General features: G+C 71.4%; 22 protein-coding genes. 13 read left to right on the top strand and 9 right to left on the bottom strand.

The annotated features are described in order from the left end of the window. Positions 1–96: 96 nt before the first annotated feature. Entirely contained in the window at positions 97–450 is a 354-nt protein-coding gene (locus ABTZ59_RS29425; RefSeq protein WP_351419676.1) for a VOC family protein, read from the bottom strand. A gap of 297 nt (positions 451–747) precedes the next feature. Between ABTZ59_RS29425 and ABTZ59_RS29420 the strand changes: the two genes are divergently transcribed. The 4 genes from ABTZ59_RS29420 (at position 748) to ABTZ59_RS29405 (ending at position 4,548) form a co-directional block, all read left to right on the top strand. Continuing rightward, positions 748–1,377 carry a PadR family transcriptional regulator gene (locus ABTZ59_RS29420; protein WP_351419675.1) on the top strand — a complete coding sequence of 210 codons (630 nt, stop codon included), beginning with the start codon at positions 748–750 and terminating at the stop codon, positions 1,375–1,377. 272 nt (positions 1,378–1,649) lie between these two features. Further along, entirely contained in the window at positions 1,650–2,201 is a 552-nt protein-coding gene (locus ABTZ59_RS29415) for a Clp protease N-terminal domain-containing protein (protein WP_351419674.1), read from the top strand. Between the two features lie 196 nt (positions 2,202–2,397). After that, on the top strand, positions 2,398–3,381 hold the full coding sequence (locus ABTZ59_RS29410; protein WP_351419673.1) for an EamA family transporter: 984 nt from the start codon (positions 2,398–2,400) through the stop codon (positions 3,379–3,381). Positions 3,382–3,567: 186 nt separating this feature from the next. Next, a complete protein-coding gene (locus ABTZ59_RS29405) occupies positions 3,568–4,548 on the top strand; it encodes a DMT family transporter (RefSeq protein ID WP_351419672.1) in 981 nt (326 codons plus the stop codon). A 94-nt stretch (positions 4,549–4,642) separates the two neighbouring features. Here the strand turns inward: ABTZ59_RS29405 and ABTZ59_RS29400 are convergent, their stop codons facing one another. Next, the gene (locus ABTZ59_RS29400) at positions 4,643–5,344 is read right to left on the bottom strand and encodes a pyridoxamine 5'-phosphate oxidase family protein (protein ID WP_351419671.1); all 702 of its coding nucleotides are present in this window, start codon (positions 5,342–5,344) and stop codon (positions 4,643–4,645) included. Positions 5,345–5,379: 35 nt separating this feature from the next. Here ABTZ59_RS29400 and ABTZ59_RS29395 point away from each other — a divergent pair, with 35 nt between their 5' ends. Next, complete coding sequence (locus ABTZ59_RS29395; RefSeq protein WP_351419670.1) at positions 5,380–6,711, top strand: aminotransferase class I/II-fold pyridoxal phosphate-dependent enzyme; 1,332 nt, start codon at positions 5,380–5,382, stop codon at positions 6,709–6,711. 65 nt (positions 6,712–6,776) lie between these two features. Here the strand turns inward: ABTZ59_RS29395 and ABTZ59_RS29390 are convergent, their stop codons facing one another. Next, a complete protein-coding gene (locus tag ABTZ59_RS29390) occupies positions 6,777–7,826 on the bottom strand; it encodes a DMT family transporter (RefSeq protein WP_351419669.1) in 1,050 nt (349 codons plus the stop codon). 73 nt (positions 7,827–7,899) lie between these two features. Between ABTZ59_RS29390 and ABTZ59_RS29385 the strand changes: the two genes are divergently transcribed. Beyond that, positions 7,900–8,817, top strand: coding sequence for a LysR family transcriptional regulator (locus ABTZ59_RS29385; RefSeq protein WP_351419668.1), 918 nt, complete (start codon positions 7,900–7,902; stop codon positions 8,815–8,817). A gap of 239 nt (positions 8,818–9,056) precedes the next feature. Here the strand turns inward: ABTZ59_RS29385 and ABTZ59_RS29380 are convergent, their stop codons facing one another. From ABTZ59_RS29380 to ABTZ59_RS29365, 4 genes are all read right to left on the bottom strand, one after another. Beyond that, a complete protein-coding gene (locus ABTZ59_RS29380) occupies positions 9,057–9,575 on the bottom strand; it encodes a Rieske (2Fe-2S) protein (protein WP_351419667.1) in 519 nt (172 codons plus the stop codon). A gap of 83 nt (positions 9,576–9,658) precedes the next feature. Then, the gene (locus tag ABTZ59_RS29375) at positions 9,659–11,764 is read right to left on the bottom strand and encodes a S9 family peptidase (RefSeq protein ID WP_351419666.1); all 2,106 of its coding nucleotides are present in this window, start codon (positions 11,762–11,764) and stop codon (positions 9,659–9,661) included. A 216-nt stretch (positions 11,765–11,980) separates the two neighbouring features. Beyond that, complete coding sequence (locus ABTZ59_RS29370) at positions 11,981–12,316, bottom strand: YnfA family protein (protein ID WP_351419665.1); 336 nt, start codon at positions 12,314–12,316, stop codon at positions 11,981–11,983. A 45-nt stretch (positions 12,317–12,361) separates the two neighbouring features. Then, complete coding sequence (locus tag ABTZ59_RS29365) at positions 12,362–13,138, bottom strand: MerR family transcriptional regulator (RefSeq protein WP_351419664.1); 777 nt, start codon at positions 13,136–13,138, stop codon at positions 12,362–12,364. Positions 13,139–13,351: 213 nt separating this feature from the next. Between ABTZ59_RS29365 and ABTZ59_RS29360 the strand changes: the two genes are divergently transcribed. The 7 genes from ABTZ59_RS29360 (at position 13,352) to ABTZ59_RS29330 (ending at position 19,692) form a co-directional block, all read left to right on the top strand. Next, on the top strand, positions 13,352–14,221 hold the full coding sequence (locus tag ABTZ59_RS29360) for a HipA family kinase (RefSeq protein WP_351419663.1): 870 nt from the start codon (positions 13,352–13,354) through the stop codon (positions 14,219–14,221). Further along, entirely contained in the window at positions 14,218–14,601 is a 384-nt protein-coding gene (locus tag ABTZ59_RS29355) for a DUF3037 domain-containing protein (protein ID WP_351419662.1), read from the top strand. Before ABTZ59_RS29360 ends, ABTZ59_RS29355 begins: the two co-directional genes overlap by 4 nt. A 252-nt stretch (positions 14,602–14,853) precedes the next feature. Beyond that, positions 14,854–15,615 (top strand): 3-oxoacyl-ACP reductase FabG, encoded by a 762-nt coding sequence (gene fabG, locus ABTZ59_RS29350; protein WP_351419661.1) that lies wholly within the window; start codon positions 14,854–14,856, stop codon positions 15,613–15,615. 17 nt (positions 15,616–15,632) lie between these two features. After that, positions 15,633–16,430 carry an SDR family oxidoreductase gene (locus ABTZ59_RS29345; protein WP_351419660.1) on the top strand — a complete coding sequence of 266 codons (798 nt, stop codon included), beginning with the start codon at positions 15,633–15,635 and terminating at the stop codon, positions 16,428–16,430. 121 nt (positions 16,431–16,551) lie between these two features. After that, a complete protein-coding gene (locus ABTZ59_RS29340; RefSeq protein ID WP_351419692.1) occupies positions 16,552–18,132 on the top strand; it encodes an ABC transporter substrate-binding protein in 1,581 nt (526 codons plus the stop codon). A gap of 97 nt (positions 18,133–18,229) precedes the next feature. Then, positions 18,230–18,922, top strand: coding sequence for a uracil-DNA glycosylase (locus tag ABTZ59_RS29335; protein ID WP_351419659.1), 693 nt, complete (start codon positions 18,230–18,232; stop codon positions 18,920–18,922). A gap of 161 nt (positions 18,923–19,083) precedes the next feature. Further along, the gene (locus ABTZ59_RS29330) at positions 19,084–19,692 is read left to right on the top strand and encodes a hypothetical protein (RefSeq protein WP_503003771.1); all 609 of its coding nucleotides are present in this window, start codon (positions 19,084–19,086) and stop codon (positions 19,690–19,692) included. 26 nt (positions 19,693–19,718) lie between these two features. On the opposite strand, the gene ABTZ59_RS29325 is transcribed toward ABTZ59_RS29330, so the two are convergent. Together ABTZ59_RS29325 and ABTZ59_RS29320 are read right to left on the bottom strand one after the other, a co-directional pair. Then, positions 19,719–20,168 (bottom strand): hypothetical protein, encoded by a 450-nt coding sequence (locus tag ABTZ59_RS29325; RefSeq protein ID WP_351419657.1) that lies wholly within the window; start codon positions 20,166–20,168, stop codon positions 19,719–19,721. Positions 20,169–20,383: 215 nt separating this feature from the next. Then, positions 20,384–20,950, bottom strand: coding sequence for a DinB family protein (locus ABTZ59_RS29320; RefSeq protein WP_351419656.1), 567 nt, complete (start codon positions 20,948–20,950; stop codon positions 20,384–20,386). Positions 20,951–21,113: the final 163 nt, after the last annotated feature.

The raw sequence follows: 21,113 nt of genomic DNA, 5'->3' as shown, positions 1-21,113 counted from the left end.
CAGGGCCTCGATTTCGCCCTCGATGATAGACACGTCGCGTGTGTGCCCCGCCCCCGGCGGCGGCGACGCGGAACCGGGGAGCGGGTGCCGCACTCATCAGTCCTGAAGCAGCCCGAGCACGTTGCCGTCGGGGTCGGTGAAGGTGGCCACGAGGCGGCCGCCGCCGACATCGTGCGCGGGCTCCTTCACGGTGGCACCCGCGGCGGTCACCTCGGCGAGCTTCGCCTCGATGTCCGGCACGTGCCAGTAGGCCACCGGTGAGGTCATGCCCTGCGGCCCACCGCCCGGCACCAGCCCGATGTGCTGGCCCCCGGCCTCGAAGCCGACGTAGTAGGACCCGTCGGCCACCGGCTCGACGCCGAGCAGCGCGGTGTACACGGCCTTGGCCGCCGCCAGGTCGGAGACGGGATGCAGCACGGTCTTGATTCCCTGCGTGGCAGAGCTGGTCATGGTCACTCCTGAAGTCATGGATCCGGTGGGGATGTGTCCGCCGTGGCGACGGACGAGATGTGTGGGAAACGACAGCCCGGAGAGGAAGCTCGCGTGGCTGGTGATGTCCACGGCGATCACGCTAACCGCGGCCCGCGATCGACGCTTCTCGATTCCTGATCGGTTCTCTCCCGCGGCCCGGCGGCGGAACCGAGCGCAGGGATCGCTTGCCGAGCGACGTGTTCCGATATATCGTTGACGCATCGCGACGGATCAACGATGTCGTGAAAGATCGACGATGTGAGGAGTGTGAGAGCCATGCGTTCACATGGACATGACCATGGACACGAGCGTGGGCGCGGACACGGTCCGGGGCCCGGCGGCTGCGGACCCGGCCATCCGGGCAGGGGCGACTTCGAGGCACGGCGCGGGGCTTTCGGCCCGTTCGGACCCGGTTTCGGCGGTCCCTTCGGTGGCGGCGGCCGCGGGCGTGGCGGCGGCAGGGGAAGGGCGCGGCGCGGCGATGTGCGCGCGTCGATCCTGGCCCTGCTGAAGGACCGGCCCATGCACGGATACGAGATGATCCAGGAGATCGGCGAGCGCAGCGGCGGAGCCTGGCGTCCCAGTCCCGGCTCGGTGTACCCGACGCTCCAGCTGCTGGAGGACGAGGGCCTGATCACGAGCCGGAGCGAGGGCGGCAAGAAGCTGTTCACGCTCACCGAGACCGGGCGCTCGGAGGCCGAATCGGGGCCCGAGGCCCCCTGGGAAGAGGCCGGCCGGGGCATCGACTGGGAAACGATGAACGAGATCCGTCAGGCCGGCTTCGGGCTGATGGAAGCGTTCGGGCAGGTCTGGAAGACCGGTACACCCGAGCAGCGTCAGAAGGCTCTGGCGGTCATCACCGAATCGCGCAAGAAGCTCTATCTGATCCTCGCCGATGAGGACTGAGCACGCTTCGGCCCGTCGTTCGGCGGGGGAGGCCCCGCGGCGATGCCTGTAGGTCATGCCTGTAGGCCATGCCTGTGTTCGAGGCGCCGCGGGGCCTCTTCCTGCCCCCGCTCGCCGCGCGGGGGCAAGGCGGCGCGCCTCCCTGGGGAGAGAAGGGGGGCGATCTCATTCGTAAGGAGGAGGACCGGTCCGGATGTGCCCAACTCCCGTCGGACGCGAGAATGCTCCCCGCCGGGGATGTTCCACAAGCCCGGGACTGATGGGGTGAGAGGGTGCAAAGCCCATCTCCGTGGGTGCCGGAACAGTCCGCACCGAACCGACCCGATGCCGCGCCCGTGCGCGCCGATGTCGAGGCCCGGCTGACCCCGGAGCTGGCATCCGTCGTCTCGGCCGCGCGCAGAAGGGCGCACCGCGACGGTGACCACCAGATCGATACGGCCCATCTGCTGCACTCACTGCTGGAGACGGACCCGGAGGTACGGGCCGCGTTCGACGGCGGCCCCCAGCTGGCCCGGGTGCTCGGCTATCTCGTCCAGCGGAGCATCGGCTACGGACTGCGCTGGCAGGGGACCGTGGAGGACTCCGGGGCCGTGCCCGTCGTACGGGAACACGCGGTGACGGGCTGGTCGCCCCCGGCCGTCACCGCCATGGCGAGCGCGCTGGAGCGGGCCGCGCGGCGTGGTGAGCCACTGGCCGGCGGGCTCGACCTGCTCGCCGCCCTCGCCGCCGACCGGGAGTGCCGCGCGGTCGACGTGCTCGAACGGGCCGGGGTGGACGCGCGGTCGCTGGCCGGAAAGCTGTCCGGTACACCCCGATCGGTCTGAATGCCCCGATCGGTCTGAGCGTCCCCGATCAGGCTGAACACCACGATCCGCATAACGCCCCGATCAGGCCGGACATGACGATCGTTCTGATCGCGGGTGATCCGGCCCGCCGCGGCGGCCGATTCCGCGGGGCCTCGGCTGTCTCGACAGGTGTCATGAGGATGACGCTCCTGACGTCGGCTGTCATGATGACGCCATGCGGATGTCTCAGGGGAGGAGCGTCGGCCTGGGCCTTGCCCTCGCGTCGGCGTTCGCGTTCGGCGGTTCGGGTGTGGCGGCCAAGCCACTCATAGAAGCGGGGCTCGACCCGCTCCATGTCGTCTGGCTACGGATCACCGGCGCCGCCCTGGTCATGCTTCCGGTGGCCTGGCGCCATCGGGCGCTGATACGGCGACGGCCCGCGCTGCTCGCCGGGTTCGGCCTGCTCGCCGTGGCGGGCGTACAGACCTTCTACTTCGCCGCGATCTCCCGGATCCCCGTCGGCGTCGCGCTGCTCATCGAGTATCTCGCCCCCGCGCTCGTCCTCCTCTGGGTCCGGTTCGTCCAGCGGCGGCCCGTGACCCGCGCCGCCGCGGTCGGGGTCGTTCTCGCGGTGGGCGGGCTCGCCTGTGTGGTCGAGGTCTGGGCGGGGCTGGGGTTCGATCCGGTGGGGGTGCTTCTCGCCCTCGCCGCCGCCTGCTGCCAGGTCGGCTATTTCGTCCTCTCCGACCAGGGCGCCGACGGGGAGGACGCCGCCGATCCGCTGGGTGTGATCGCGTACGGACTGCTCGTCGGTGCCGTCGTGATGACGGTGGTCGCCCGGCCCTGGGCGATGGAGTGGTCGTTGCTCGGCGGGAGCGCCGACATGGGCGGATCGAGTGTGCCCGCCGCACTGCTGCTCGGCTGGATCGTGCTGATCGCCACCGTGCTCGCCTATATGACCGGGGTGATCTCCGTACGCCGGCTCTCGCCGCAGGTGGCGGGCGTGGTCGCCTGCCTGGAGGCGGTCATCGCGACCGCACTGGCCTGGGTGCTGCTGCGGGAACACCTCTCCGCACCGCAGATCATCGGCGGGGCCGTGGTGCTGATCGGCGCGTTCATCGCCCAGTCGTCGACGCCGAAGGCGCCCTCCGGGCCGATGGCCGGCGGTACGGGGGCGGGTGACCCGGCGCGGTTGTCCGCCGGACACACCACGACGTAGGGTGCCGATCATGCACTTGACCGTTCTTCCGCCTCCCGCGTCATAACGCGGGCGGCCATCCGCTGACGAAGACCGGGCTCGGACAGGACCTCGGCCGTACAGGCCCCTGCCCCGAGCGGCTCGTCGCTGCCCGCGTGACGGAGCTGAGCGACCACACCATCCCGCTTCTTCACACGGAGACGTCACGTGTCCTCTTCTGTTTCCGCCACTCCTTCCGGCCTGCCCGGCCCCGGCCTGCCCGTGGGGCGGAGTCTGTTCTTTCTGATCGTCGCCGGGGTCGCCTGGGGAACCGCCGGAGCCGCCGCCTCGCTGCTCTACCGCGTCAGCGACCTCGGCCCCCTCGCGCTCTCCTTCTGGCGCTGCCTGGGCGGTCTCGTCCTGCTGCTCGGCGCGCTCGCCCTCCGGCGCCGCCGCGAACCCGCGCCCGCGGAACCGCGCCGGCGGCGGCTGATCCGGATCCTCGGTACCGGCATAGGTCTCACCGTCTTCCAGAGCGCCTACTTCGCCGCCGTGGAAGCGACCGGTCTGGCGGTCGGTACGGTCGTCACCCTCGGCGCCGGGCCCGTCCTCATCGCGCTCGGCGCCCGCCTCACGATGGGCGAACGGCTGGGCGGCGGCGGTGTGCTCGCGGTGACGGGCGCGCTCGGCGGGCTCGGGGTGCTGGTGCTCGGCGGCGAGGGCGGCTCCGTACGCCCGGCCGGAGTCGCGCTCGCGATCCTGTCCGCCGCCGGCTACGCGGGGATCACCCTGCTCACCCGGTGGCTCGGGCGCGAGGGCCGCGGCGGCGACTCGATGACCACCACCGCCTGGGCGTTCGCCATCGGCGCGGTCCTGCTGCTGCCGATCGCCTGGGGCGAGGGACTGCTGCCGCACACCGCGGAACCGGCCCGGGTGGTCTGGCTGTTGGTGTATGTCGCGGCCGTGCCGACCGCGCTCGCCTATGCCCTCTACTTCGCCGGGGCCGCTGTGGTGCGGGCGACGACCGTCTCGGTGATCATGCTGCTTGAGCCGGTGAGCGCGGCGGCGATCGCGGTCGTTCTGCTCGATGAGCGGCTGACCGCGGCGACCCTGCTGGGTACGGTCCTGCTGCTCGCGGCGGTGACCGGTCTCGCGGTGGCCGAGGCGCGCCTCGCCGCCGGGCGCCGGCGGTCGGCGGCGGTCGGCTGACGCGCGACCGGTCACCGCCGCCGCCCGTGCTCAGCGTGGTGTCGTCCGCGGGGTCGCCCGTCGTGTCATCCGTCGTACCGTCCGTCGGGTGGGCTCAGCGCCCGGCGAGATAGTCCGGCAGCGTGATGCCCGGGTCGAGATCGTCGGACGGGACGGGGGCGCCGTAGCCGCGCACGAGCGGGACGACCCCGGCCCAGTGCGGCAGCGTGATGTCCTCGGCGTCGTCGTGGGGGCCGCCCGTACGGACCTTGGCGGAGACCTCGTCGAGATCGAGGCGGATCACCGCGGTCGCGGCCAGTTCACGGGCGTTGGCCGGGCGTGAGTCGTACGAGCGGCCCGGTACGACATGGTTGACGATCGCGTCGAGCGCCGTGCGCCGTTCCTCGGGGTCGCTCACCGGGCGGGCGACGCCGTGGACCATGACGGACCGGTAGTTGATCGAGTGGTGGAAGGCGGCGCGCGCCAGCACCAGACCGTCGACATGCGTCACGGTCAGGCAGACGGCGAGACCGGGGGCGGTCTCGCCGTCCGTGCTCTCCGTGCTCTCCGTACCGCCGGGGCTCGTCATACGCAGCGGTCGCGAACCGGTCGAGCCATGGACATACAGCCGCTCGCCCACCCGGCCGTACAGCGTCGGCAGGACGACCGGGGCGCCGTCGCGGACAAAACCGAGGTGGCAGACATACGCCTCGTCGAGTATTCCGTGCACCAGCTCGCGGTCGTATGCCGCCCGCTCCCGCAGGCGGGTGGGGACGGTGCGTGGGGTGGGCCGATACTCGGCGGTGCTCTCCGGCATTGCGCTCTCCATTGCACTAGTGCATAATCTTCTTTGTGCTAGGAGAGTATCGGATTGTGGGGCGGCGCGCGGCGGAGATTTCCGCCAGCGTGGAGCGAGCGGTGGGTTCCGGAGAGCTGGCCCCGGGCCAACTCCTCCCCTCGATGCGGGAGTTGGCGACGGCGCTCGGGGTCAATCCGAATACGGTCGCCGCCGCCTACCGGAGCCTGCGGGACCGCGGGGTGATCGAGACCGCGGGACGCCGGGGGAGCAGGGTGCGCGCCCGCCCCGCCAGTACCGTGCGTGGCTCGATCCGGGTCGAGGCTCCCCCTGGCGTAGGCGATGTGTCGGAGGGCAACCCCGATCCGGCACTGCTGCCGCCGCTGCACGACGCCCTCGCCGCCGCCGCGCTGCACAACGCGGAACACCCCGGGCTGTATGGACAGGCGCCCGTGGACCCGGAGTTCGCGCGGCTCGCACGCGCGGGGTTCGACGCCGACGGAGTGCCCGCCGGACCGGTCGCCGTGACCTCCGGATCACTGGACGCGATCGAACGCGTACTGGCGGCCCATCTGCGACCGGGCGACGCGGTCGCCGTCGAGGATCCGGGCTGGGGCGCGCTGCTGGACCTGGTGCCCGCGCTCGGGCTGCGGCCGGAGCCGATGGGCGTCGACGACGAGGGACCGCTTCCCGCCGGTCTGGCCCGGGCGCTGCGGGCCGGTGTGCGCGCGGTCGTCATCACCGACCGCGCGCAGAACCCGACGGGCGCCTCGGTGGGAGCGGCCCGTGCCGGGGAACTGCGCGCGCTGCTCGCCGAACATCCCGAGGTGCTGCTCATCGAGGACGACCACGGCCACGGAATGGTCGACCTGCCGCTCCATCCGCTCGCCGGGACCACCGGCAGCTGGGTGCTCGTACGCTCCACCGCGAAGGCGTACGGACCGGATCTGCGGATCGCGGTACTCACCGGGGACGCCCTGACCGTGGACCGGGTGACGGGGCGTCAGCGGCTGGGTCCCGGCTGGGTCAGCCGGCTTCTCCAGCGGGCCGTCGTGGAGCTGTGGACCTCGGGGGCCGTGGATGTGCCGGCCGTGGCGCGGTCGTACGGCGAGCGGCGCGACGCGCTCGTACGGGCCCTGGCGGAGCGGGGCGTCGAGGCGCGCGGCCGGAGCGGAATGAACGTCTGGGTGCCGGTGGCGGACGAGACCGGGGCGGTGGCACGGCTGCTGCACGCGGGCTGGGCGGTCGCGCCGGGGGCCCGCTTCCGGGTGGCCACGCCGCCGGGCGTTCGGCTGACGGTGTCGGAGCTGACCGGAGACGACATCGAGCCGGTCGCCGACGCGCTGGCCTCGGCGGCCGGCCCGGCGCCGGCGCGCAGCTATGGCTGAGGCGTTGGCCTACGGTTGGGGTGCACCACTACGGCTGAGGTGCCGGTCGATGACGGGGCGTCGGGCTACGGCTGAGGCGTCGGCCGCCTTCTGGCCTTGGTCTGGGTGAGCGCGGCCCCGGCCAGCACGACCAGGGCGCCGACGGGCGTGTTCCAGCTCAGCTGTTCGCCCAGCAGGGTGACACCGGCCGCGGTGGCGATGACCGGGATGAAGTACGTGACCATCTGGCCCGTCGTCGGGCCGACTTCGGCGACCACACCGTACTGGAGCAGGATCGCCAGACCGGTGCCCAGCGCACCGAGCACGATCACGGCGAGCAGCGGACCCGCCGGGAACGCGTCCGGCAGGGTGGTGAACAGCGGTGTCACAACGGCGAGTTGCAGCGTGGCGAGGAAGAGCTGCGCTCCGGTCAGGGAGAGATGGGAGCCGCTGTTGCCCGCCAGGGTGCGGCGTACGTAAATCCAGCCGACCGGATAGCTGAGCGAGGCGAGCAGCGCCATCGCCGTACCCGTGACATCCAGACCGGAGAAGCCCTGCCAGGCTCCCAGCACGGTCAGCACACCGAGGAAGCCGAGGCCGAGCCCGGCGACCCGGCGGCGGGTGGGACGGTCCTCGGAGAGCGCGACCAGCGACAGGGCCATGCCCCAGAGCGGCGATGTGGCGTTGCAGATGCCCGCGAGCGTCGAGGGAATCGTCAGCTCGGCGTAGGCGAACAGCGAGAACGGCAGCGCGTTGAGGAAGAAGGCCGCGACGGCGAGATGCCCCCAGGTGCGGAGCCCGCGCGGCAGGCGGTCCCGCTTCACCGCCATCGCCACGGCCAGCACCGCCGTACCGAAGAAGAGCCGGCCGAACGTGACCTGGAAGGGGGCGAAGCCATGGGTGCCCACCTTGATGAGCAGAAAACTGAAGCCCCAGATGAGCGCGAGCACCGCGAACCGGATGCGCCAGTCCACGGCCGGGCGGGTACGGCGGGCGTCCGCTCGCGCCGGATCGACGGCGGCGGACGCGGCTGTGACGGCGGCGGACGCGGCTGTGACGGCGGGGGCCGCCGTCGTGACGGCGGGGGACGGGGAGGCGGGGTCCGGCCCGGGACGGGGCGGGGTGGCGGTGCTCATACGGACAGCCTGACGTGGACCACCTCGTAGAACAAGCGAGATTATGTCCACCATTCCGATTAGAATTGCTTACATGTTGAATCTGGAGCGCCTGCGCACGCTGGATGCCCTGGCCCGCCACGGCTCGGTGAGCGGCGCCGCCGAGGGGTTGCATGTCACCACCTCCGCCGTCTCCCAGCAGTTGGCCAAGCTGGAGCGGGAGGTGGGCCAGCGGCTGCTGGCCAGGAACGGGCGCGGCGTACGGCTCACCGACGCGGGACGTCTGCTCGCCGACCATGCCGCGCGGATCCTCTCCCAGGTCGAGGTCGCGCAGTCCGACATCGAGGCGCAGCGCGGCCGGGTGGTCGGGGAAGTGCGGATCTCCGCCTTCCCCACGGCCGCCCGCGGGCTCTTCCCGATGGCGATCCGCGCGCTGCGCGAAGGCCATCCGGAGCTGCGGGTCCTGACGCGCGAGCTGGAACCCGAGGCCGGAATCCGCGGGGTCGTCAGGGGCGATCTCGATCTCGCCGTGGTGCTCGACTGGAGCAACAAGCGGCTGCCGGTGCCCGGCGGGCTGGCGACGGCGCGCCTGCTCGACGATGTCCCCGATGTGGCCATGCCCGCGGACCATCCGCTCGCGGACCGGTCGGAAGTGGATCTGGAGGAGTTCGCCGACGACCCGTGGGTCTCCTGGCCGGAGGGCGAATTCTGCTACGACTGGCTGATGTTCACGCTGCGCTCGAAGGGGTTCGAACCGCGCATCGCGCATCTCGCGGGGGAGCACCACACGCAGCTCGCGCTGATCGCGGAGGGGCTCGGGGTCTGTGTGGCGCCGAGGCTGGGACGCGGCGCCGTGCCGGAGGGCGTGGCGGTCGTGCCCGTACGGCAGCGGATGCGCCGGCACATCTACGCCGCATGGCGGGCGGACGCGGATCGGCGTCCGTCGATCCGGGCGGCCGTCGAGGCGCTGGAGGAAGCGGCCGGGGCCGCGAACCGGCTGGTCGGCGGCTGACCGAGGCCATAGCGCGGGCGATACCGCGGGCGGAGTGGGGCGGCCGGGGGCTTCACCTTCTGCCGACGAAAAGTGGAGCCCACCGGCCGCCGGTCATGGGTGCCGACACTCCCGGGTCATGAGTGTGTGGAGCGTCGGCCACACGGGACGCCGTGACGCGACGGATCGGGCGGGACGCGACGCGACCGTGTCGGACGGGACGCGACGCGACCGTGTCGGGCGGGACGTGACGCGACGAGTCACGCCAGCGTGATCGAGTCCCCGGCGACCTTGATCGGCGTCGCGGGCAGCGGCCGCGTCGCGGGTCCGGCCTTCACACTGCCGTCCGCCACGCTGAACCGACTGCCGTGACAGGGGCAGTGGATGGCTCCGTCGGAGATGTCCTTCACGGCGCAGCCCTGGTGCGTGCACTTGGCGGAGAACGCCTTGAACTCGCCCGCCGTGGGCTGGGTGACCACCACGCCCTGGTCGGCGAAGACCATCCCGCCGCCCTCCGGGATCTCGCTGGTCTTCGCGAGGACAGCGGTCAGCCCCCCGCCGCCGCCCGTGCCGTCGTCGGGCGTCCCGGGGTTCGAGGCATCCGAGGCCGCGGGGTTCGCGGGGTCCGCGGAGTCCGCCCCGGTGTCCGAACCGGTGGAGTCCGCCGCGGTGTCCGAACCGCCGCACGCGACCAGCGCCGCCGCCAGCCCGGTCGCGCCCGCCGCCGCGACCACGGTCCGGCGTGCGACGACCCGTGCGGTCCCCTGCGTTCCCGTCATTCCGAGCTCCGTTCCCTGATGGGCTCTGCTGCGCCGGCCGGTCGGCCGTTCAGCCATAGGTACGGCTATACCCGCCGCGATGTTCAGATACCGAGGTTCTTTCCGAGGAAGCCGAGCTCGTGGCGCAAAAGTGCGTCCGCCTGCCCCACACGGGTGACGAGATGGCCCGCCCCCGGCAGCGGCAGTACGGTGTGCGGCCGGCCCGCGGCGAGCAGCGCGGCGGAGAGCCGCAGCGTATGGGCGGGGAACACATTGTCGTCGGCGAGCCCGTGGACGAGCATCAGCGGCCGGGTCAGCCTGTCCGCGTACGGAATCAGCGAACAACGGTCGTAGTTCTCCGGCCGGATGCCCGGATGACCGAGATAGCGCTCCTCCCAGTACGTGTCGTACAGCCGCCGGTCGGTCACCGCGGCTCCCGCGACCGCCGCGTGGAACACATCGGGACGGTGCAGTACGGCGGCCGCCGCCAGATAACCGCTGAACGACCAGCCCCGGATCCCCACCCGCCCCAGGTCCAGCGCGTCGTACCGGTCGGCCGCCGCGTGCAGCGCGTCGACCTGGTCGGTCAGTACGGGCGTCAGCCGGTCCCCGACGACGGCCCGCTGCCACTCCACGCCGCGTCCCGGGGTGCCGCGCCCGTCCGTGGCCAGTACGGCGAACCCGTGCTCCGCGAACCACTGGCACACGGCGGTGTACCAGCCGCCGCCCTTCGTCACGACCCGCATGCCGGGGCCCGCGTACGGGCTGAGCAGTACGGGCAGCTTCCCCGCGTCCGGTGTGTACCAGGACGGCAGATGCAGGCGGCTGCGCAACTCCCGCTTCCCGAGCGAGAGATGGACCGGCCTCGGGGTGACCAGCGGCTGTTCGGCGAGTACCGCGATCCGGCCCGAAGGGACGCCGCCGCGCACGACCGTGACCGTGTGCCCGTCCGGGGTCCTGCTGTCGAGGACGACGGTGTCGCCGCCCGCCGACGCGGTGTGCACCCCCGGCTCGTCCGTCAGCCTCACGAACCCGGTGTCCGGGGCGTACGACCAGACATGGGTCTCCGTCGGTTCCTCGCTCGCGGTGAACAGGACGCGCTCACCCACCGCGCCGAGCACCGCGTCGACCTGGAGCCCCGCAGGCGCGAGGGCGTCACCGACGCGCAGCGAGCGGGCATCGCCACGCGGGCACGGCAGGACCGCGGCCCCCGACGCGGTGTGCAGCGGAGCGCCCGGCAGCCACTCCACCCAGTGCTCGTCGGTCTGCCGGAACAGCCGCCGGACCTCGCCACTCGCCGGGTCGACCCGCAGGACCCACAAGGTGCGCTGGTCCCGGGTCTGGAGGCCGACCACCGGGCCGCCGCTCTCCCAACCGGCGCTGACGACATACTCGAAGGCCGGGTCCCGCCAGACACCCGCCGGAGCCTCGTCCTCGGGAGCGTGCTCCGGCAGCCGCACGGGGGTGTGCCGGCCGTCGAGTGTCACCACGCACAGCGAGGTCCGCGCGTTGGCGGTGCCCGCCGCCGGATACGGCACCGAGCGCGGCGCCCGCGCCGGATCGGCCGGATCGCCGAGGTACCAGCGCCGCACCATCGAGGTGTCGACCCGGGCCACCAGCAGGGCGTCCCCGTCCGGCGACCACCAGTAGCCGCGCGTCCTGCCGATGGACTCGGCGGCGGAGTGATCGGCCAATCCGTAGGCCACATCGGAGGCTTCGGGCTCGGCGAGCGGCCGGTCGCCCGTGCCGTCGGTCCCCACCACGCGCAGCGCGCCGCCGCTGACATAGGCGACGTGGGTGCCGTCGGGCGAGGGGCGCGGATCGACGACCGGGCCCTCGGTACGGACCTGCCAGGGCGCACCGCCGTCCGTCCGTACGATCCAGAGGGCACCGCCCAGCGCGTACGCCACGACGCGCGCCTCGCGGTCGGTGGCGTACCCCACCACCCCCACGGAGGTCTCGCGTGCCCGTTCGCGTCGTATCCGTTCCGCGTCGGAGACGTGGGCGTCGTCGGCGGGGGCCGAGGGACCGGCGAGGATCCGCTCCTCGCCCCGCTCGTACAGCCACAGCGGGCTGCGCGGATCGACACCGGAAAGGGATCGTACGAACAGCACGCGCTCGCCGTCCGGTGACACGGTGAACTGCCGGGGGACTCCCAGCGAGAAGCGGCGGGTACGGGCGAACTGCAACGGAAAGCCAGTGGTGTCCATGGGGCTCCAGGTCTCTTTCACGGGGGCATGCCGAAGCGACGCCAGGCGGACTCCGACGGACCGACCTGCTCTGTCACGCCCTTGCGTGGGGCGGCTCGCTTCCGCTTCCGGGGATCGTCGAGGCCGACGATCCCGGTGCGTATGTCTTGAAGTTGTACACCCGGTGGCGTGGAAGCCCGGTAAGGCGGTCGCATCCGTGGCTCCGTGTGCGTCGGGTCAGTGGCCTCGGGGCGCGTACATGATCACGGCCATCCCGGCGAGGCAGATCAGGGCGCCGATGATGTCGAAGCGGTCGGGGCGGTAGCCGTCGGCGACCACGCCCCAGGCGATGGATCCGGCGACGAAGATGCCGCCGTATGCGGCCAGGATGCGTCCGAAGTTCTCGTCGCTCTGAAATGTGGCCACCACGCCGTACAGCCCCAGGGCGATCACCCCGGCGCCGATCCAGATCCAGCCCTTGTGTTCGCGGATCCCCTGCCAGACCAGCCAGGCGCCTCCGATCTCGAACAGAGCTGCGACAGCGAACAGGGCGATGGAGCGGGCGACAAGCACGTCAGGGATCTCTCTGGTGGGGAGGCGTTGCGGGGGATGCCGGGATCAGGGAGCGGCCGTGCCGAACAGGTCGGCGAGCAGGCCGGCGCCTTCGGCGGGGGCGCGCACTTCGAGGTGGAGGCGCCGGCCGTCGAGGTGGAGGCGGAAGTCGAAGAAGGGGCAGCAGCGCTGCTCGGCGGCGGCGAGTTCGGCGATGGTCCCGCACCGGTCGGCGGGCAGGGTCAGTCGCAGCCCGCCCGCCATTGCGACGCGGGCGGCGCCGTCGAGGGCGTGGTGCCACCGTTCGACGCGCTCGGCCATGCCGTCGCCGGTCAGGGAGCAGGCGACGGGCGCGCTTCGCCACCGTTCCTCCTCCTCGGCGGCCGCGGGGCCGGGGGAGAGCGTCACATCGACCGGGGCGGCCGTGGACCGTTGCGGCCGGGCGAGGAAGCCGCACCGTGGATCACAGGGTTCCGCCCAGTCGGGCAGCGCGTCCAGGTGTTCCAGCGCGGAGTTCAGTGAAGCGATGAACGCGGTCAGTTCCGCGACGCGCCGTTCCGCCTCGTCCAGGCGTGTGGCGACGCGGGGCCGCAGCTCGGCCTTCACCTCGCGGCACGCGCCGCCTTCCCATACGGCGAGCAGCTCACGGATCTCGTCCAGGGACAGGCCGAGGTGTTTGGCGGCGCCGATGAACGCCAGTCGTTCCACGGCGTCCTCGCCGTAGGCGCGGTAACCGGCCGGGGTCCGGTCGGCGGGCAGGAGACCGGCGCTCTCGTAATAGCGCAGGGTGGTGGCCGGGACGCCGCCGCGTGCGGCGAGCTGGGAGATCCGCATCGCGCTCATGCCCGCCACGGTAAACCTTCGACTCGGCTCGAAGGTCAAGGCGGGTCGGCGGTCGGCGACCGCGGGGTTCCACTTGGCATGCCGAAGCGACCCCAAGCGACCTCAGGTGGCCAGGCGCTCTGACGGGCTCTGGTGGGCTCTGACGGACCTGGCGGGCTCTGACGGGCGGAAATGGCCGAGCGGTGCCCCACGGCCCCGAAGTAATCTGGCGCGATGCTCACCGAAGTCACCGCGACCCGCTATGTCACGCCCTTGCGTGAGGGCGGCTCGCTTCCGGGGATCGTCGAGGCTGACGATCTCGGTACGTACGTCATGAAATTCACCGGCGCCGGACAGGGCCGCAAGACCCTGGTCGCCGAGGTGATCTGCGGGCAGCTGGCCCGCAGGCTGGGACTGAGAATCCCCGAGCTGGTCCGTATGCAACTCGACCCCGTGATCGGACTCTCCGAGCCCGACCAGGAGGTGCAGGAGTTGCTGAAGGCGAGCGGTGGGCTGAACCTCGGAATGGACTATCTGCCGGGATCGATAGGCTTCGATCCGCTGGCTTACCAGGTGGGTCCGGAGGAGGCTGGGCGGATCGTCTGGTTCGACGCGGTCGTCAACAATGTCGACCGCTCCTGGCGCAACCCCAACATGCTCGTCTGGCACGGTGACGTGTGGCTCATCGACCATGGCGCGACGATGATCTGGCACCACAACTGGCCCGGCGCGCGGGCTTCCGCGGCGAAGCCGTACAACGCCTCCGACCATGTGCTCGCCGCCTTCGGCCCCGACATCGCGTCGGCCGCGGCCGAGCTGGCGCCGCTGGTCACCGAGGAGTTGCTGACGGAGGTCACCGCCGACGTACCGGACGAGTGGCTGGTCGACGAGCCGGGCTTCGACTCCACCGACGCGCTGCGCCAGGCGTATATGGAGCCGCTGCTCGCGCGGGCCGGCACGATCCATGAGCGCATCACCCTCGACGCGCCCACCACGAACGGCCCCTCGCGGGCGCCCGGTTGGCTGGCCGACCGGCTGACGCCAGGAGCGCGGACCGGCGGGCGGACGGCTGACGGACAGAGCACCGAGGACGGCGGCCGGTGAGCACCAAGGATGTCTACGAGTACGCGCTGCTGCGGGTCGTGCCGCGGGTGGAGCGCGGCGAGTGTTTCAACGCCGGGGTGCTGGTCTACTGCCGCGCCCGGTCCTACGTTTCGGCCAGGACCCATCTGGACGAGGCCAAGCTGAGGATCCTCGACCCGGACGCGGATGTCGTGGGGGTGCGGGCGGCGCTGCGTGCCGTCGAGAGCGTCTGCCGCGGCGGTGACGCGGCCGGTCAGGCCGCGCAGGACGACGCGGGGCGGCGGTTCCGGTGGCTGATCGCGCCGCGCTCGACCGTCGTACAGCCCGGTCCCGTACACACCGGACTGACGGACGACCCGGGTGCGGAGGCCGAGCGGCTGCTCGATCTGTTGGTGCGCTGACGAACGCCCTGTCCGGCCGATCCTCGCGGGCTGATCCACGAAGATCGACCGGACAGGACCTGGCCATGTCGCTGTGACAGGGGCGGGGTGATGCCGGTGGTGTGACGTCGGCGCCGGATCCCGCCATCGCCGCCATCGGCCGTTGACACCACGTGCCGTGGCTTCTAGCGTCTGTCTGCTGGACCTACTAAGCGGTTGCTCAGTGGTCGTGGCGATCAGGAGTCGCAGGAGCCTAGGGCGAGGAGAACAGGGATGTCGACCACCGAGCAGCGCGTAGCCGTCGTGACCGGGGCGGCGCGTGGCATTGGCGCCGCCACCGCGCTACGACTGGCGGCGGAGGGCCGCGCCGTCGCCGTACTCGACCTCGACGAGGCGGCGTGCGCGGACACCGTCGAGAAGATCACCTCCGCCGGTGGCACGGCACTCGCCGTCGGCTGTGATGTCTCCGACAGTGCGCGGGTGGAGACCGCCGTCGCGCGGGTCGCCGCCGAGCTGGGGGCGCCGACGATCCTGGTCAACAACGCGGGTGTGCTGCGGGACAACCTGCTCTTCAAGATGACCGAGTCCGACTGGGACACCGTGGTGAACGTGCATCTCAAGGGCGCGTTCCTGATGGCCAAGGCCTGCCAGAAGTACATGGTGGACGCCGGGTTCGGCCGGATCGTCAGCCTCTCCTCCAGCTCCGCGCTCGGCAACCGCGGCCAGGCCAACTACGCGGCGGTCAAGGCCGGTCTCCAGGGCTTCACCAAGACCCTCGCCAAGGAACTCGGCAAGTTCGGCATCACCGCCAACGCGGTGGCGCCCGGCTTCGTCGTCACCGATATGACCGCGCAGACCGCCGCCCGTGTCGGCATGGATTTCGAGGAGTTCCAGGCCGCGGCGGCGAGCCAGATCCCGGTGCGGCGCGTCGGCAGGCCGGAGGACATCGCGAACGCCATCGCCTTCTTCGTGGGCGAGGAGGCCGGCTTTGTCTCCGGCCAGGTCATGTACGTCGCCGGCGGACCGCTCAACTGAGGCCGGGGGCAACGGACATGGCGAATACGACGGAGGCGGCGCGGCAGCCGGAGCCGGAGCGACGGGCACCGGACAGCGGGAAGGTCGCCCTGATCACGGGCGCGAGCCGGGGCATTGGATACGGAGTGGCCGAGGCGTTCGTCGCGCGCGGCGACCGGGTGTGCATCACCGGCCGGGGCGAGGACGCGCTCAAGGAGGCCGTGGAGAGGCTCGGTTCCGACCGGGTGATCGGCGTGCCGGGCAAGGCGCACGACGAGCGGCACCAGGCGGTCGCGGTCGAACGTGTCATGGAGGCGTTCGGCAGGGTCGACTTCCTGGTCAACAACGCGGGAACGAACCCCGTCTTCGGCCCGATGGCCGAGCTGGACCTGAACGTGGCGCGCAAGGTGTACGAGACCAATGTGATCTCGGCGCTCGGCTTCGCCCAGCGGACCTGGCGGGCCTGGCAGAAGGAGAACGGCGGCGCGATCGTGAACATCGCCTCGGTCGCCGGGGTCTCGGCGTCCCCCTTCATAGGCGCGTACGGCATGAGCAAGGCGGCGATGGTCAATCTGACCCTTCAGCTGGCACACGAGTTCGCGCCGGCGGTACGGGTCAACGCCATCGCACCCGCCGTGGTCAAGACCAATTTCGCGCGGGCGCTGTACGAGGGCAGGGAGGCGGAGGCCGCGGCCGCCTACCCGATGGGACGGCTCGGGGTGCCCGAGGACATCGGCGGCGCCGCCGCGTTCCTCACCTCGGACCAGTCCGACTGGATCACCGGCCAGACGCTGGTCGTCGACGGAGGAATCTTCCTCAACGCCGGGGTGGGGTGACGATTCCCGGCCCCAACCTCCCCAAAAGCCCCACCGGATCAGCGTATTGATCCGGTGGGCGCCGCGATATGGTCTGCCGATCCATGGCTGGACAAGGAGCGTGAACGTGTGCGACGTGAACGTGTTCAACCGGACGACTCGGCGGGCCGCCACAACCCTGGCGGCCCTCTCTCTGCTCGCGGGATGCGGCCTGTTCCCGGACGATGACGCGGAAGCCGAGCAGAGGATAACCGTCGGCACGACGAGTGAGCCGAGCACCCTCGATCCGGCGGCGTCCTGGGACAACTCCTGGGAGATGTTCCGCAATGTCTTCCAGACCTTGCTGAGCTTTCCGACCGGCAGTTCGTCCCCGCGGCCCGATGCCGCGCGGGAGTGCCGATTCACCGACACCGCCAGCCGGGTGTTCCGGTGCGAGCTGCGTGACGGCCTGAAGTTCTCCAACGGCCAGCCGCTCGACGCGGCGGCCGTCAAGCACTCCTTCGACCGTATCCGCGGGATCAATGTGCCGGGCGGCCCCGCCGGTCTGCTGGAATCCCTCCACACGGTGGAGACGAGCGGGGACGACACCGTCGTCTTCCGGCTGCGAAGGCCGGACGCGACCTTCCCCTTCATCCTCGCCACACCCGCCATGTCCCTGGTCCCCCCGGCCGAGTATCCGCAGGACAGGCTGCGCCAGGACGGCCGGATCACCGGCTCGGGGCCGTACGTACTCGCCTCGTACACCAGCGGGGACAGGGCGGAGCTGACCCGGAACAAGGACTACCGCGGATTCGCGAAGCACCGGAACGACGCCGTCACCATCCAGTACTTCAAGGATTCCGCCACGGTCTTCCGGGCCCTGCAGAAGAAGGACATCGACGCCGTCTACCGGGGTCTCACCTCGGCGCAGGTCGTCGAACTCGAACGCAAGGGGGCGCGGAACAAGGATCTGCAACTGGTCGAAGCCGTCGGCGCCGACATCCGCTATCTGGTGTTCAACCCCGCCGATCCGGCGGCCGGCAAGCTCGCGGTGCGCAGGGCGGTGGCCCAGATCGTGGACCGCGACGCGCTGGTGGCCAAGGTCTACCCGGGCACGGCCGAACCGCTGTACTCGATGGTCCCCAGGGGCATTTTCGCGCACACCACCAGCTTCTTCGACCAGTACGGCGAGCCCGATGTGAACGAGGCGAGGGCCATCCTCAACGGCGCGGGCATCAGGAAGCCCGTGCCTCTCACACTCTGGTACACCACGGACCGCTACGGGTCAGGGACGGCCGCGGAGTTCACCGAGTTGAAGCACCAGCTCGAAGCGTCGGGGCTGTTCAGGATCACCCTCCGGAGCAAGCCGTGGAAACAGTTCCAGGCGGGCTACCAGAAGGGGGAGTTCCCCGTGTTCGGCCGCGGCTGGTTCCCCGACTTCCCGGACCCGGACAACTTCATCGCGCCCTTCGTCGGCACGAACAACGCGCTGAGCACCCCGTACGAGAGTCCCGAGATCACCCGGAAGCTGCTGCCCCAGTCCCGGCGGGTGAGCGACCGCGCGGCGGTGAACGAGCAGTTCGAGCGCGCTCAGGAGATCTTCGTCGACGACGTACGGCTCCTTCCGCTGTGGCAGGGCAGGCTGTACGTGGCGTCGACCGACGACATCGGCGGCGGCGAGCGGGCGCTCGATCCGCAGACCGTCATGCAGATGTGGGAGTTGCACCGGAAGGCCGGCTGGTAGCCGCCGATGCCGCTGCCACCAGCTACGAGAGACCGTTGTCAGTGGTCCCCGGTAGGTTCAGTCATGCACAAGTGATCGCTTACCGGAGGTTGTTGACGTGACCGACACCGACATGCTGCCCGAGTCCTGGCGCGGCGTCCTCGGCGATGAGCTGGCGAAGCCCTATTTCAAGGAGCTGACCGAGTTCGTCGAGGAGGAGCGGGCCAAGGGGCCGGTCTATCCGCCGCGTGAAGAGGTCTTCGCCGCGCTCGACGCCACTCCGTACGACAAGGTGAAGGTCCTGATCCTGGGCCAGGACCCTTACCACGGCGAGGGGCAGGGGCACGGGCTCTGCTTCTCCGTACGGCCCGGTGTCAGGACCCCGCCCTCCCTGCGGAACATCTACAAGGAGATGAAGGAGGAGCTGGGCCACCCGGTGCCGGACAACGGCTATCTGATGCCGTGGGCCGAGCAGGGGGTGCTGTTGCTCAACGCGGTGCTGACGGTCCGCGCGGGTGAGGCCAACTCGCACAAGGGCAAGGGCTGGGAGAAGGTGACGGACGCGGTGATCCGTGCCGTGGCCGAGCGGCCCGACCCGGCGGTCTTCGTCCTGTGGGGCGCCTACGCGCAGAAGAAGCTGCCGCTGATCGACACGGAGCGGCATGTGGTGGTGAAGGGCGCGCACCCCTCGCCGCTCTCCGCGAAGAAGTTCTTCGGGTCGCGGCCGTTCACCCAGATCAATGAGGCGGTCGCCGCGCAGGGGCACGCTCCCATCGACTGGCGCATTCCGAATCTCGCCGACCGCGGCTGAGCCGCCGGACCGGCCGACAGGCTCGGGTCATCCGCCCGAGCCTGGAGGCCATTGTCCGTCATGCCGGATAGCGTTGTGTTCGTCGGATTTTCTGGACGGCCTGTGGACGGTACAGGGAGTCCGGCCGGCGACGGCATGGACGGCATACGGAGGCGGCGGTAGTGAGGGAGCGGCAGGAGGCGTCGGAGGACGCCTTCATGACCAGGATCGGGCAGGCGGTCATGCTTCTCCACGGCGGCGACCGCGAGGAGGCGCGCAACCGGTTCGGCCTGCTCTGGGCGGAGCTGGGGGAGGCGGGGGACGCGTTTCACCGCTGCGCGCTGGCGCACTACATGGCCGATACGCAGGACGACCCGGGTGATGAACTGGCCTGGGATCTGCGGGCGCTGACGGCGGCGGACGGGCTGAGGGAGGAGTCGGCGGTCGACGGCCGGGCGGCCGGTGACGCGGTGGTCGATGACCGGGCGGCCGATGACCGGGCAGCCGGTGACGGGGTGGCCGGTGACGGGGTGGCTGGTGACGGGGTGGCCGATGACCGGTTGGTGGAGGCCCGGGCTGGTGTACCCGGGACCTCTTCGGTGGTGCGGGCCTTCTATCCGTCGCTCCATCTCAATCTCGCCGCCGACTATGTGAAGCTCCAGCTGCCGGAGGCGGCGCGGCTCCATCTGGACCGGGCGCGTGAGGCGGCGGACGCCCTGGGGGAGAAGGGGGATGTGAACGGGGTCGGAGCCGGGATCGACCGGCTGGAGCGGCTGCTGCGCGAGCGTTGACAGCGAGAGCGGGGGACCGGGGGGCGTCAATCGCCGTAGGTGTCACGGCAGATGCGGGCCTGGGGACTGTCCTTCGGCCACTGGCCGTAACGCTCGCCCAGCGCGCAGACACCGGCGATGGCCGGTGCGGGCGGCGGCGCCGAATGCCGCTGTTCCTCGGGGCGGTCCTCATGCCGCCGCTCCGGCCGGGACGTCGCCGGGGGCCGCGCGGGGCCGTTCGTCGAGTCCGGGGCGGGCCGGTCCAGGGCCGGCGGGCGGCTTTCGACGGAGGAGCGTGGCGCCGATTTCGGGGCCGACGGGGGGACGGCCGCCTCCAGCGCCTCCTTGGCCGGGGCCTCGATGATCAGCGGCTCGGGCGCTCCCGGGGGCTGGATACCGCTGCTCGTTCCCGGGCGAGGCGAGGGACCGGGCGAGGGGTGCGGCTCCACGGCCACGCATCCGGAGACGGCGGTGACCGCCACCCCCATCAGGATCATCGCCGCGCTTCTCGTTCGGTTGGTTCGGTGCACTTGGGCAACTCTGCTGGTTAGGGGCACTGTTGGGGAGCGGAAGAGCGCGGATTGGCCCGGACGGGTGACGCCGGGCCGCGCGCGAACCGCGCGCGGCCCGCGCCGTCGGGTCAGCCGCCCGGCCAATCGCTCAATGGGTCGGTGGGGCCGTGGGTCGGTGAGGCCGTGGAGCCGCCGTCGAGTCAGTCGCCCGTCGCGCCGTCGATCCGCTCGCGGAGGAGATCTGCATGGCCGTTGTGCCGGGCGTACTCCTCGATCAGGTGGGTGTAGATCCAGCGAAGGGTGTACGGATCGCCGGTATGGCGGCTGGGCTGTCCGGTGCCGAGTTCGTCGAGGGTGTACCGCGCGGCCAGTTCGCGGGCGTGGGCGATCTCGGCGCGCCAGGTGGCGGACGCCTCCTCCCAGGTGTCGGCCTCGCTCGGGTGGAAGTCGCCGTCCGGGTCGGCGTCGGTGCAGTAGAGCGCGGCGCTCCGCTCGTCGGCCAGCCGGTTGCGGAACCAGTTGCCCTCCACCTCGGCCATATGCCGTACCAGACCGAGCAGGGTCAGATCGGAGGGCGGAACGGATGCCTCCTTGAGCTGTTTCTCGTCCAGGCCGGAACATTTCAGGGCCAGGGTCTCGCGGTGATAGTCGAGCCAGCCCTCCAGCATCTCGCGCTCCCCGGCGAGAGTGGAGGGCTCGGAGCGCTGCGGTGTGGCCTCGGGGGTGGCTTCGGGCGTGGCTTCGGGTGTGGCCTCGGTGGATGTCATGGCGGACATACTCAGGGATGAGCCGCCCAGGTGGCGAATGCTTTAGAGCCCGCGCGGCCGGTCCGGAGTCCCGAGCATTCCGCGCAGCGGTTCGGGGGCGTTGGAGCCCGCCGCCGTGTCCCGCCTCGGGCCGGGACTCCGCGCGGCTTCGCCGGGCTCGCCG

This window comes from Streptomyces sp. NPDC094034, from assembly GCF_040303865.1.
GTDB lineage: Bacteria > Actinomycetota > Actinomycetes > Streptomycetales > Streptomycetaceae > Streptomyces.
The sequence above is the reverse complement of the archived record's forward strand: the minus strand, read 5'-3'. Positions and strand labels throughout refer to the sequence as shown.

Excerpts from the sequence above, each read along its gene's own strand:
- ABTZ59_RS29385 (WP_351419668.1), top strand. The coding sequence starts at position 7,900 with ATGTTGAATCTGGAGCGCCTGCGCACGCTGGATGCCCTGGCCCGCCAC.
- ABTZ59_RS29380 (WP_351419667.1), bottom strand. The coding sequence starts at position 9,575 with ATGACGGGAACGCAGGGGACCGCACGGGTCGTCGCACGCCGGACCGTG.
- ABTZ59_RS29365 (WP_351419664.1), bottom strand. The coding sequence starts at position 13,138 with ATGAGCGCGATGCGGATCTCCCAGCTCGCCGCACGCGGCGGCGTCCCG.
- ABTZ59_RS29420 (WP_351419675.1), top strand. The coding sequence starts at position 748 with ATGCGTTCACATGGACATGACCATGGACACGAGCGTGGGCGCGGACAC.
- ABTZ59_RS29325 (WP_351419657.1), bottom strand. The coding sequence starts at position 20,168 with ATGATCCTGATGGGGGTGGCGGTCACCGCCGTCTCCGGATGCGTGGCC.
- ABTZ59_RS29410 (WP_351419673.1), top strand. The coding sequence starts at position 2,398 with ATGCGGATGTCTCAGGGGAGGAGCGTCGGCCTGGGCCTTGCCCTCGCG.
- ABTZ59_RS29400 (WP_351419671.1), bottom strand. The coding sequence starts at position 5,344 with ATGCCGGAGAGCACCGCCGAGTATCGGCCCACCCCACGCACCGTCCCC.
- ABTZ59_RS29375 (WP_351419666.1), bottom strand. The coding sequence starts at position 11,764 with ATGGACACCACTGGCTTTCCGTTGCAGTTCGCCCGTACCCGCCGCTTC.
- ABTZ59_RS29425 (WP_351419676.1), bottom strand. The coding sequence starts at position 450 with ATGACCAGCTCTGCCACGCAGGGAATCAAGACCGTGCTGCATCCCGTC.
- ABTZ59_RS29360 (WP_351419663.1), top strand. The coding sequence starts at position 13,352 with ATGCTCACCGAAGTCACCGCGACCCGCTATGTCACGCCCTTGCGTGAG.
- ABTZ59_RS29345 (WP_351419660.1), top strand. The coding sequence starts at position 15,633 with ATGGCGAATACGACGGAGGCGGCGCGGCAGCCGGAGCCGGAGCGACGG.
- ABTZ59_RS29320 (WP_351419656.1), bottom strand. The coding sequence starts at position 20,950 with ATGACATCCACCGAGGCCACACCCGAAGCCACGCCCGAAGCCACCCCC.
- fabG (WP_351419661.1), top strand. The coding sequence starts at position 14,854 with ATGTCGACCACCGAGCAGCGCGTAGCCGTCGTGACCGGGGCGGCGCGT.
- ABTZ59_RS29390 (WP_351419669.1), bottom strand. The coding sequence starts at position 7,826 with ATGAGCACCGCCACCCCGCCCCGTCCCGGGCCGGACCCCGCCTCCCCG.